This window comes from Actinokineospora diospyrosa (assembly GCF_024171925.1).
Taxonomy (GTDB): Bacteria; Actinomycetota; Actinomycetes; order Mycobacteriales; family Pseudonocardiaceae; genus Actinokineospora; species Actinokineospora diospyrosa.
Window position 1 is genome coordinate 446924 of record NZ_JAMTCO010000004.1, and the last position, 12355, is coordinate 459278.

The 12355-nt window shown below is 73.0% G+C and carries 8 protein-coding genes; 7 read left to right on the forward strand and 1 reads right to left on the reverse strand.

Annotation, left to right across the window (positions count from 1 at the left end):
- The first annotated feature begins 14 nt into the window (after positions 1-14).
- Together katG and LV75_RS09080 are read left to right on the forward strand one after the other, a co-directional pair.
- On the forward strand, positions 15-2234 hold the full coding sequence (katG, locus tag LV75_RS09075) for a catalase/peroxidase HPI (RefSeq protein WP_253886354.1): 2220 nt from the start codon (positions 15-17) through the stop codon (positions 2232-2234).
- A 64-nt stretch (positions 2235-2298) separates the two neighbouring features.
- A complete protein-coding gene (locus LV75_RS09080; protein ID WP_253886355.1) occupies positions 2299-3201 on the forward strand; it encodes a cobalamin-binding protein in 903 nt (300 codons plus the stop codon).
- A gap of 200 nt (positions 3202-3401) precedes the next feature.
- Here the strand turns inward: LV75_RS09080 and LV75_RS09085 are convergent, their stop codons facing one another.
- Positions 3402-5456, reverse strand: a complete 2055-nt coding sequence (locus LV75_RS09085) for an NB-ARC domain-containing protein (RefSeq protein ID WP_253886356.1) — start codon at positions 5454-5456, stop codon at positions 3402-3404.
- Positions 5457-5630: 174 nt separating this feature from the next.
- On the opposite strand from LV75_RS09085, the gene LV75_RS09090 reads away from it, so the two are divergent.
- From LV75_RS09090 to LV75_RS09110, 5 genes are all read left to right on the forward strand, one after another.
- The gene (locus tag LV75_RS09090) at positions 5631-7148 is read left to right on the forward strand and encodes a hypothetical protein (RefSeq protein ID WP_253886357.1); all 1518 of its coding nucleotides are present in this window, start codon (positions 5631-5633) and stop codon (positions 7146-7148) included.
- A 329-nt stretch (positions 7149-7477) separates the two neighbouring features.
- Positions 7478-8686, forward strand: coding sequence for an aspartate aminotransferase family protein (locus tag LV75_RS09095; protein ID WP_253886358.1), 1209 nt, complete (start codon positions 7478-7480; stop codon positions 8684-8686).
- Between the two features lie 27 nt (positions 8687-8713).
- A complete protein-coding gene (locus LV75_RS09100; protein ID WP_253886359.1) occupies positions 8714-10009 on the forward strand; it encodes a hypothetical protein in 1296 nt (431 codons plus the stop codon).
- Entirely contained in the window at positions 10002-11114 is a 1113-nt protein-coding gene (locus LV75_RS09105) for a hypothetical protein (protein ID WP_253886360.1), read from the forward strand. Before LV75_RS09100 ends, LV75_RS09105 begins: the two co-directional genes overlap by 8 nt.
- A 22-nt stretch (positions 11115-11136) precedes the next feature.
- On the forward strand, positions 11137-12330 hold the full coding sequence (locus LV75_RS09110) for a putative PEP-binding protein (protein ID WP_253886361.1): 1194 nt from the start codon (positions 11137-11139) through the stop codon (positions 12328-12330).
- Positions 12331-12355: the final 25 nt, after the last annotated feature.

Here is a 12355-nt window from a genome sequence, read left to right on the forward strand (position 1 = left end):
CTGAGAGGAATCGCGTGTCCGAAAGCCCGAACGCCCGCGTTGGTGACATGAACGAGGAGGGCGCCGGCGGTTGCCCGGTGTCCGCGGGGCGGTTCAACCACCCGACCGAGGGCGGCACCAACCACACCTGGTGGCCCAACCAGCTGAACCTGGCCATCCTGCGCAAGCACTCCGCGGTCGCCGACCCGTTCGGCGGCGAGTTCGACTACGCCGCCGAGTTCCTGACCGTCGACCTCGACGAGCTCGCGGCCGACGTGGACGCGGTGCTCACCACCTCGCAGGACTGGTGGCCCGCCGACTTCGGCCACTACGGGCCCTTCATGATCCGGATGGCCTGGCACAGCGCGGGCACCTACCGCGTGCAGGACGGCCGCGGTGGCGCTGGCGCTGGCATGCAGCGCTTCGCCCCGCTCAACAGCTGGCCGGACAACGGCAACCTGGACAAGGCGCGCCGCCTGCTGTGGCCGGTCAAGCAGAAGTGGGGCCGCAAGGTCTCCTGGGCGGACCTGATGATCTTCACCGGCAACCGCGCGCTGGAGACGATGGGCTTCACCACCTTCGGCTTCGCCGGTGGCCGCGCCGACGTGTGGGAGCCCGACCAGGACGTCTACTGGGGTCCCGAGCGCACCTGGCTCGGTGACGAGCGCTACTCGGGCAACCGCGACCTGGAGAACCCGCTCGCGGCGGTCCAAATGGGACTGATCTACGTCAACCCCGAGGGCCCCAACGGCAACCCGGACCCGCTGGCCGCCGCGCGCGACATCCGCGACACCTTCGGCCGGATGGCGATGAACGACGAGGAGACCGTCGCGCTCATCGCCGGTGGCCACACCTTCGGCAAGGCGCACGGCGCGGCCGACCCCGACCAGCACGTCGGCGCGGAGCCCGAGGGCGCGGCGCTGGAGGAGCAGGGCTTCGGCTGGCGCAACAGCTTCGGCTCCGGCAAGGGCCGCGACGCGATCACCAGTGGCCTGGAGGTCACCTGGACCGCGACGCCGACCCGCTGGAGCAACAGCTTCTTCGAGAACCTGTTCGCCTACGAGTGGGAGCTCACCAAGAGCCCGGCGGGCGCGCACCAGTGGCAGCCCAAGGACGGCGCGGGCGCCAACACCGTGCCCGACCCGGAGTCCGGCGAGCTCACCCGCCCGCCGACAATGCTGACCACGGACCTGTCGCTGCGCTTCGACCCGATCTACGAGCCGATCTCGCGCCGCTTCCTGGAGAACCCGGACCAGTTCGCCGACGCGTTCGCCCGCGCCTGGTTCAAGCTGACCCACCGCGACATGGGCCCGATCCAGCGCTACCTGGGCGCGCAGGTGCCGCAGGAGGAGCTGATCTGGCAGGACCGCCTGCCGGTCGTGGACCACGAGCTGGTCGACGCCGAGGACATCGCGGCCCTCAAGCGCGAGATCCTCGACTCGGGCCTCACGGTCGCGCAGCTGGTCAGCACGGCGTGGGCCTCCGCGTCGACCTACCGCGGCAGCGACAAGCGCGGCGGCGCCAACGGTGCCCGCATCCGCCTCGAGCCGCAGCGCGGCTGGGAGGTCAACGAGCCCGACGCGCTGGCCGGTGTGCTGCGCACCCTGGAGGGCGTGCGGGAGCGCTTCAACTCCGCGCAGACCGGTGGCAAGAAGGTCTCCCTCGCCGACCTGATCGTCCTCGGCGGCAACGCCGCGATCGAGCAGGCCGCGGGCGGCGTTGCCGTCCCGTTCACCCCGGGCCGCACCGACGCCACCGCCGAGCAGACCGACGCCGAGTCGTTCGAGGCCCTCGAGCCGACCGCTGACGGCTTCCGCAACTACCTGGGCAAGGGCCACCGCCTCCCGGCGGAGTACCTGCTGGTGGACCGGGCGAACCTGCTCACGCTGAGCGCGCCGGAGCTGACGGTCCTGGTGGGCGGCCTGCGCGTGCTGGGCGCCAACCACCGCCAGTCCGCCACCGGGGTGCTCACCGACCGCCCCGGCACGCTGAGCAACGACTTCTTCGTGAACCTGCTCGACATGGCCACGGAGTGGAAGCCGACCTCTTCGGACGCGGAGACCTTCGAGGCCCGCGACCGCGCCACCGGCGAGGTCAAGTGGACCGGCTCCCGGGTCGACCTGCTCTTCGGCTCCAACTCCGAACTCCGCGCCGTCGCCGAGGTCTACGCCTCCGCCGACGCCGCCGAGAAGTTCACCCAGGACTTCATCGCGGCCTGGACCAAGGTAACCAACCTCGACCGCTTCGACGTCTGATCGGATCGACCCCGCGTCCGGGCCCGCCGACTTCGGTGGGCCCGGACGTCTTTACCCTGCCCCCATGCGGATCGTGTCGTTGTTGCCCGCCGCGACCGATATCGTCGCGGTTCTTGGCCGGGCGGGTGACCTGGTCGGGCGGACGCACGAGTGCGACTGGCCTGCGGCGGTGGCGGAGGTTCCGGTGGTCACCGCGACCGGGGTGGATCCTGGGCGGTTGTCCAGCCGGGAGATCTCGGCGGTGGTTGAGGGGCATGAGGGGTCGTCGCTGTACACGTTGGATGTGGAGCGGCTCGCTGAGTTGGCGCCGGATCTGGTGTTGACGCAGGACTTGTGTGATGTGTGCGCGGTGTCTTACCGCAGGGTCGCCGATGCGGTGCGGGTCATGGATGTTGGGCCGCGGGTGGTGAGCCTTGAGCCGCGCACCATGGCGCAGGTGCTGGACTGCGTCAGTCTTGTCGGCGACCTGTTGGGTGTCGGGGACGTCCAGGAGCGGGTCGCCGGGCTGTGGGAGCGCTGGGCGGCGGTCGAGGCGGCCGTCGCTGGGCGAGCGCGTCCTCGGGTGGTGGCGATCGAGTGGCTTGACCCGGTGTGGCCAGCCGGGCACTGGGTGCCGGAGCAGGTCGCGGTGGCGGGTGGCGCACCACTGCTGGCGTCGGCGGGCGAGCACACGTCGCCGGTGGCGTGGACAACCGTGGTCGAGGCGTGTCCGGACGTGGTCCTGTTGCTGCCGTGCGGGTTGGCGCCTGGGCGGACGGTGGCGGAATTGGGGGCGTTGACCGGTCTCGAGGGCTGGGCGGACCTGCCTGCCGTGCGGTCCGGTGAGGTGTGGGTGCTCGACGGTCCAGCGTACTTCAACCGGCCGGGGCCGCGGGTGGTGCGTGGGGCGGAGGTCTTGGCCCAGGTGCTGCACGGGGTGACCGTGGGCGAACCCGTCACACCCGGCGAAGCTCGACGGATCTCCTAGCGGACAACGAGTCCGACGCGTGGACCGGGAAACCGGGGCAAGAACGACCTACTGGCTCGACTCAGGGCGTTGGCCGTGTATCGGCGTGGCTGGCAAGACGCCGGAACGTCCTCGTACCGGGTGTACTTGGGCGTTTCCGGCAACGCCGCCAGGCGCGTCGTGGGCGGGTCGAGACATGGTCGACGTTCTGGGTCGCGCCACTAGCCACCCGCTAGCAGACGCGCGGCCTTGGGGCTGCCCATCCGCTCGTAGACGGCCGCCGCAGCCTGGCGGTGGGCTTCGGCGGCGGCGTGGTCGTCTCGGGTGGTGGCCGTGGCGGCTCGGAGGAGGTGGATCTCGGCCAGCAGCGCGGTGTTGTCGAGTTGGTGGGCGATCTGCTCGGCGTCGGCGAGGTAGTGATCGGCTTCGGTGTGGTCGCGGGCCGTGGAGTGGACCGCCGCGGTGGTCAGGAGGGCTTTGGCCACGACGCTGTGGGCTTTGGCCTCGCGGGCCAGGTGGGCGGCTTCGGCGAAGGTGGTGAGGGCTCCGGTGGTGCGACCGAGACCAGCGAGGGCTCGGCCGACGAACAGGGTTTGCATGGCGGTGCCGCGAGCACGACCGAGTTGGACATTGATGTCGCGGGCCATGGTGAACCAGTGCAGCGCGTCCTTGAAATCCCCGGTGCGCAGGGCGAGGTTGCCGGTGAAGTCGTAGGTGGAGGCGCGGAGGCGGTCGCCGACCGGAAGGGCTCGGGCTCTGTCCAATTCGGACGCGGCGAGGTCGTAGCGCTCCAACTCCTGGTACGCCTTGGCGAGCAGGCACCGACACCGGGCCTGGGCGGCGACATCACCGTCCACAACGGACGATTCGACGGCGAGCGTGCCGGTCTCGACCCACGACGCGAGGGGCCTGCGGGCGTCGTAGTAGGCGAAGGTGGCCTCGAACAGCTGCCACACGAGCGCGTGCCACCCCTTCTCGGCGCACGCCCGCATAGCGGCCGCGATGTTGGTGTGCTCGCGGTCGAACCAGGCCAGCGCGGCGTGGGGGCTCATCGTGAGTTCGACGCCGCCGAGGAGGCGGTCGGGGTCGGCCACGCGCAGGCGCTGGCGGCCGGTGGCGGCGACATCGGCGGCGGTGGCACCGAAGAGCCACCAGTCGACGGCGCGCAGCAGCAGGTGCTCGCGGTCGCCCTCGGTGGTGTGCTCGTCGGCGACCCGCAGCGCGTGCGCCCGGACCAAGCGGTGCACGGCGTAGCGGTCGTCGGCGCGCTCCTCGACCAGCGCGGCCGCGGCGAGCTGGTCGAGCAGCTCGCGCACCTCGGCGACCGGTTCGCCGACGACCGCGGCCACCACCTCGACGCAGAAGTCCCGGCCCACCAGCAAGCCGAGCGCGCGGTAGACCGCGCCCGCGCGTGGCGGCAGGTCGGCGTAGACGGTGTCGAACACGGTGTTGACCCGGTCGAGCACGCGGTCGGCGTCGGCGCCGCGCAGTTCCCCGACCAGGCGCGCGAGCGCCCACCGGGGGCGCACGGCCAGCCGCGCGCCCGCCGCCCTGATGGCCAGCGGCAACCGCCCGCACAGGTCGACCAACTCGGCGGCCGCCCCGGCGTCGCGGTCGACCCGCCCGTCGGCGCAGACCCGGCGCAGCAGGTCGAGCGCGTCGTGGATCTCCAGCGGCTCCACCACGAGCGGCACCGCGCCGTCGGCGTGCAGGTCCTCCAGGGCCGTGTTGCTCGCGACCAGGACAAGACCCGCGGCCGAGTTGGGCAGCAGCGCCTCGACCTGTCCCGCGTCGGTGACGTCGTCGAGCACGGTGATGAGCCGGGTCCGCGCGGTGAGCGAGCGGTAGAGGTCGCGTCGGCGCCGGAAGTCGGTCGGCACCGACGCGTCGGGCACGCCCAATGCCTTGAGCAGCCTGCCAAGCGCCTCCGACGGCGACTCGCCGCCGACGCCGAAGGAGGCGTGCAGCGCGCCGTCGGGGAAGTCCGCGGCCAGCACGGTGGCCACCTGCCGCACCAGCGCGGTCTTGCCCACACCCGGCATGCCCCGGACGGCGACCACCACAGGCCGCCCCGGCGTCGGCTCGGCCCCGATCAGCGAGCGGACGGCGGCGAGGTGCTCGACGCGGTCGACGAAAGCGGCCGGGCCGGGCGGCACGAGCGCGGGAATCGACGGCGGGGTCTGTGGCGGCAAGAAGGTGACGGTTCCGATGTCGCGGGCCTGCACCACCTGCGCCGCGACACCGGCCTGCACGTTGTGCGCTCCGTCGGTACCCACTCGGCCCCCCGTGATGATCCGTGTGCAGCACGGTACTGCACGGGCCCACCCCGCGCGGCGCCTTGCTACGGTGCCCGCTGCGGGGGTTCGGGGCGGAGATCGCGGGGGACGGTGGGCACACCGGCACGAGCGGGGCGGTGGGACACCATCGCGCCGCAGCGCAGGGTGTTGGTGGTGGTGCGGACACCCGCGGCGCTGCTGCGGTTGCAGGACGCGCTCGGCGCGGTGGTCGGTGATCCCCGGGTCGAGGTGGTGTTCACCGTCGACACCGGGTCGGTGTTCTCCGCGGGGCTCACCGAGCGGCTGGTCGACTCGGGGGCGCTGGTCGTGCCGTGGGCGCGGGCGGGCCGCGACGAGTTCGACCTGGCCGTCGCCGCCAGCGACAACAGCGACCTGCGCCGGTTCGCCGCCCCCGTGGTCCTCATGCCGCACGGGGCGGGCTACCACCGCCGCTCCACCAGCGATCCCGCGGCCATCTCCGGGTTGCGCGCGTCGGCCCTGGTCGCGGGCGGCCGGGTCCTGCCGCGCGCCGTGGTCGTGGCGCACGAGCGCCAGATCACGGCGCTGAGGTCGGTCGACCCGCGCCTGGCCGGGCACGCGGTGGTGGCGACCGACCCGTGCCTGGACCGGATCACCGCCAGTGAGCCGCACCGCCCGCACCACCGCCGCCGCTTCGACGCCGAGGGCAGGCGGGTGGTGCTGCTGTGCTCGACCTGGGGCAGGCACTCGCTGCTGGGCACGAACCCGGGACTGGCCGAGGAACTGGTGACCACCCTGCCCGTCGACGAGTACCGGGTGGCCATGACCCTGCACCCCAACATCTGGCAACGCCACGGCCCGCTGCAGGTCCGCGCGTGGTTGCGGCCCGCGGTCGAGGCGGGCCTGGTGCTGATCCCCCCGGCGCAGGACTGGCGCCCCGGGCTGCTCGCCGCCGACGTCGTCGTCTCCGACCACGGTTCGGTGACCGCCTACGCCGCGGCCGCGGGCCGTCCCGTGCTGCTCGCCGCCGACGGCGGTCCCGAGGTCGTCCCGCACTCGCCGCTGGCGGACCTGCTGTCGGCCCTGCCCCGGCTCTCCCCCGACGGGGTCCCCACCGACCTGCCCGCGCCTGCGCCCCGGTCGGTCACCGAAGCCATCTTCCACCCGGGGCCGACGACGGTGGACCAGGTGCTCTACGAGGTCATGGGGCTCGCCGGGGCGCCGCCCGCGGTCACCCCGGTCCCCCGCCCGCGCCTGGAGCTCCCCGACCCGTCGCACTACCGGACGACGGTCACCCACGCCCACCTGGACGGGGGCCGCGCACGGCTGGCGATCGCGCGGACCACCGGCCGCTGGTCCCCCGGCTGGCTCAGCGCCGCCGACACCAGCACCGACATCGCCCTCCTGGAAGCGGCCGCGGTCGTCTGGACCACCATCGCGGCAGGCGGCAGCACCCACGCGCGGGACCTGCTCACCAGGTACCCGGCCGCCCGGCTGGTCACCGCCGCCGGCGCGGACGGCACCACCCGGGCCTGGCCGCGCGTGGGCCCGGCCATCGCGGCCACCTCCACCACCACCGCCTCGGCCACGGCGGCGGCCCTGCACTGGTGGACGACCCTGCCCCCGGCCCAGCGGCCGCACCGCATCGACCTGGTGGCGGGCGCGGCCTCCGGCGTGATCGATGTCCACATCGGAGACAGCGGTCGCGAATAGTCACCTCCTTTGTGGACAGACATTTCAGGCTTACGACAAATTGGTAAGGACCATTCATGCCAGCCGCTTCAACCTGCCGGTGAAACCGGCCGGGTATCGCAGCCGCGCGCTTTCGAGCAATAGACCGGTCGGGTGCGCGATCGGGTTTGTTGGCTATGTCTCAGCATCCAAGAACCCAGGTGATCTTGGTCGAGCAGCCACCTATGCTTGCTCGTGAGTCACAGCGAAACCTTGGGGGTTCAGCTTTGTTCACTTTTCACAATAGTACACGTGCGCGCCCTTTTTCAGCCGATTCGGATGCTGAGCGCAGAAGGTACGTCGCGGCTGCCGTGCAAACATCCCCGCTGGTCGTGGCCAGTGCCGAAGGTGCGCGCATCCGCGATGTCGACGGCAACGAGTACATCGACTTCGCCGGTGGCGTCGGCGCGCTCAACGGCGGGCACACCCCGCCCGCCGTCGTGGCCGCCATACGGCAACAACTCGAAGCACACCTACACGTAGGCTATTCGGCCGCACAATACGACGGCTATTCGCAGGTGTGCAAGCGGCTGGTGGCCTGCCACCCCGGCGAAGGGCCGTACAAAGCCCTGCTGGTGGGATCGGGCGCGGAAGCCGTGGAGAACGCCGTGCGAATCGCGCGGGTGGCGACCGGGCGAAGCGCGGTCATCGCGTTCGACCGCGCTTTCCACGGCCGAACCCTGCTCACCGCCGCGCTGACCGACCGGCCGGGCGCCTTCCCCGTGCCGGACATCCACCGCGCGATGGCCCCCTACCCGTACCGCGGGGTGAGCGCCGAGGACGCCCTGGCCTCGGTGCGCGCGCTGCTGGCGCGGGAGGTGGACCCGGCCGACGTCGCCGCTGTCGTGTTCGAGCCGGTGCAGGGCGAGGGCGGCTTCCTCCCCGCGCCACCGGAGTTCTTGGTGGGGTTGCGGGAGATCTGCACCGAGCACGGCATCGCGCTGGTGTTCGACGAGATCCAGTCCGGGATGTGCCGCACCGGCCCGCCCGCGGCCTGCGCCCACGTTCCCGGCGCCGTCCCCGACCTCATCGCGTGGGGCAAGTCCCTCGGCGGCGGGCTGCCACTGGCCGGGGTCACCGGGCGGGCGGAACTGGTGGACGCGGTACCGCCGGGCGGCATCGCCAGCGGGACGATGGGGGGCAACCCGTTGTCCTGCGCGGCGGCCGGGGTCACCCTCGAGCAGGTGCTCGACCCGGTGTTCCAGCGCGCGGCCGCCGACCTCGGCGCGGACCTGCGGTCGCGGCTCGACGCGCTCGCCGCCGAGATCCCGCTGATCGGCGAGGTGCGCGGGCTCGGCGCGATGCAGGCCATCGAGCTGGTGACCGACCGCGACACCCGCGAACCCGCGCCGAAGGCGACCGCCGCGGTGGTCGAGGCGGCGCGCGGGGCGGGCCTGCTGGTCAAGAGCTGCGGTGCGCACGGCAACGTCATCCGCGTCCTGGTCCCGCTGGTGGCGACCACGACCGACCTCGACCTCGGTTTCGGCGTCCTGCGCCACGCCCTGCGCGAAGCCGCCTGAAACCCCCACCACACAAGGGACTCCAGCATGTCTGTCCACTTGGGCCGAGCACTGCTGCTCGGCCCGCACCCCCACCTGCGCGCGGCCGCCGCACACCGCGGCCTGCGCCCCATCACCTGTGCCACCGGCACCGATCCCGCCCTCCCGGGCGAAACCCTCGTCGAGGTGGCCGACCACGCCAACGCCGATGAGCTCCTCGGTGCGCTCGCCCGCGCGGGCGTGCCGCTGACGGACATCGGGTGCGTGCTCTCGGCCAAGGAAACCGGCGTCGTCGCGGCCGCGCTGCTCGGTGCCGCGCTCGGGGTCGCCGCTCTGCCGGTCGACACGGCCGTCGCGTGCCGGGACAAGGTCGTCCAGAAACAGCGGGTCCGCGCCGCAGGGATACCGACCGCGACCGTGCGCGCCGTGGCCGGGTTGGCCGAGTTCGCGCACCTGGACCTGCCCGGCTTCACCGGCGGTGTGCTGAAACCGACCAGCGGGGTGGCCTGCCAGGCGACCCGGTTGGTCACCGGCGCCCCGGCCGTGCGCGAGACGGCCGCCGCGCTGCTCGCCGACGGGGTCACCGGCCAGTTCGTGCTGGAGGACCTGGTCTCCTTCGACGAGGAGTGGTTCGTCGACGGCGTCGTGGGCGACGGTGTGCTCCGGTTCGCCTCGGTCGGCCGGTACGTGGCCCCTCCCCTGGCCGTGACCGGCGGCGGACTGCCGCAGAAGTACGTGTTCGACCCCGACGCGCACGCCGACCGGTACGCCTTGGCCCTGGCCACCACGCGCCCCGCGCTGGCCGCCCTCGGCCTGCGCGACGGCGTTTTCCACATGGAACTGTTCCACAGCGCGGGAACCGTGTCCTTCGGCGAGTGCGCGGCCCGGCCGGGTGGCGGGGCCGCGATCGAGCTGGTGGCCAACAAGTTCGGCGTCGACCTCGTCGGGTTGGCGGTGGACGCGGTGCTCGGGGCCCCGACCGCGCCGCCACCGACCCCGCAGCCGGGGATCTTCGGCAAGACAGCGCTACCCGTGGTCCCCGGGTACGTCGAGTCCGCGCCCGGGGTGGACGAACTGTTGGCCCTGCCCGGTGCCGTGGCGGCGCACACCGCGACCCTGCCCGGTGCCACGATGCCCGACCTGCGCCAGGCCAACCGCGACCACGGCGGCTGGCTCATCCTGCGCGCCGACGACGAGCCGACCCTGCGCGCCAGGATGGCGCACGCGGTCGACTGGACCGCCCGCGCCACGACCACCCGCACGGCGGCCGGGCAGGTGCGCACGCTGCTCGACGCGGGTGCGGACCTCGGTCTGGCCTTCGCCGGGGGTGCTGGCCGTGGCTGAGCGCGCGCTGCTGCTCGGGTTCGGCGCCGACATCGGCAGCAACCTCATCGCCCGCAACGACCCCGACCGCGACGGCTTCCTGATCGGCGACGTGGTCACCCACGCCGTCCGCCCGGGCCCCGGGGTCACCGCGCTCGGCCAACTGGTCGCGCGGATGCTGCTGGCAGATCCCGCGATGCTCGGCCGGGTGGAACCGGTCGAGGGCGAACAGGCGCTGCTGGTCGACGGCAGGCTGGTGCGGGTGCACTTCCTCGACGCGGAGGACCCGGAAGTGCTGGCGCTGGGCCGGTTCGGCCTGGCGATCGTGGCGACCACCCGCGTGCACGTGCGCGACGCCGCGCTGATGGGGCGGTTCCGCCAGGTCGCCAAGCACGTCGTGGGGGTGGCCGAGAACGCCGGGCTGCCGGGGTTCTACGCGCCGCTCGCCGGGGCAGACCTCTCGCGCATCGGGCGGGTGCCGCGGCCGTTCGACCCGGAGGGGGGCGTGTACGCGCTGGGCAGTTGCCAGTGCGTCGGCTGGGCGGTCCCGCTGCGCGGGCTGCTCGAGGCCGCGGTGCTCGCCGGGGTCGACGACCTCGGGCTGGTGCGCGTCGAGGTGGAGATCGTGCACCCCGACACCGCGTCCAGCCGGTTCGGGACCGCCGGTGTCGGGGCGCGCGCCGAGGACGCCAGGGACAACCTGCGGCCGGGGCACTCGCAGCTGAGCGCGTCCATGGCGCGCCTGGCGCCGGTGTCGTCGGTGAACACGGTGTCGCTGCGGGTGCTCACCCAGCCGCCGGGGTACCAGGTGTGCCGGTTCTTCGTGCGCGCGCCGCTGGACCACGAGACGGTGCGGGCTGGCATGCTCGCCGCCGCGGCGGCGCTGCCCGGGGTCATCGGCACCACCGACGTCGCCATCGGGTCGCGCGCGTTCTCGCTCAGCCCGGCCGCCGCGACCGTGCTCACCACCCCACAACACCTGCTGGTCACCCGCGATCCCTTCCCCGGGTCGGGGATCGTCGAGGTGATCACCCAGTCCTTCGTGCACAACACCACCGGCTACTGCGGCGCGGTGCTCGACGCGGGCGCCCGGCTGCTCGGCCGGGGCCCGGTGACGCTGCTGTGAGCACCGACGAGGGGACACTGACATGACACTGGCCACGCCCGAGCGCACCGACCCGATCAGCGGGTCGGCCACGATCGCCGCCAAGACCGTCGTCCGACCCGACCTGCCGTTCGCCGCGACGGCGTTCCACGGCACGGCGCCCGCCGACCACGACGGCCCCATCGTCCTGGTGGCACCCGAGCTCACCTTCCACATCACCGGGGCGGCGTTGCGCGATCCCCGGGTGCGCGGGGTGGTCGTCGGATCCAGCCGGATCGCCGACCACGCGCGCAAGATGCTGCAGGAGGGCCGGGTCGCGCTGGTCACCTGCCACGAGCCGCTGGCGCGCATCGCCGACGGCGACCGGCTGCAGGTCGACGCCGAGGGCATCGTCGACCTCGGCGCCCTGTCGGTGCCGGTGACCGCCATCTGCTCCACGATGACCCGTGCCAACGTCGAGCTGTACCGGTCGTGGAACGTCACCGACATCGGCTACTTCCGGCTCAAGTTCTGCCTGTTCGAGCTGCTGGCCGGGGACAGGTCGGCCTACGGCGACCCGGCGGCGGTCGAGGCGCACCTGAGCGCGACCCTGGTGGCGCTGGCCGAGCACGGCTGGCGGCGGATCCGGGTCGTGCTCTCCGACCCGACCTCGGCCGAGCTGCGCGAGCTCGGGGTCGAGGTGCCGGTCGAGGACAACCCCGAACTGGGGGTGCGCGGGCCGCGCGCGCCGGGCAGGTGGGCGGTCGAGGTCCGCGCGATCGAGCACGTGGTGACCCGGTTCCCCGACACCGAGTTCCAGGTCAGCGTGCCGTTCGTGTCCACGGTGGCGGAGTTCGACGTGGTGTCGGCGATGTTCGCCGACGCGGGTGTCCTGGACCGGATCGGGCTGGGCATCACGCTGGAGGTGCCCGCGATGGTCTACGCGCTGTCGGACCTGCTCGCCGAGCGCAGGCCCGCGTTCATCGGCATCGGTACCTCCGACCTGTTCGCGCTGATCAACGGGGTGGACCGCAACCACCCCGAGCTCGCGGTCGACCCGTTCAGCGCGGTCAACCGCTCGGTGGTCGCGCAGATCCGGCGCGTGGCCGCCGAGCACGGGACGCCGGTGTTCGTCTGCGGCGAGGTGCGCAAGGACCCGGAGACCGCGCGGAGCCTGGTGGAAACCGGCTGCGGTGAGCTGATCGCGTCCACCTCGGTGCTCGAACTGGCCGCGATGTCGCGCGCCGCCGCGATCTGAGACCACAACGCCGACCGGGGCGGGT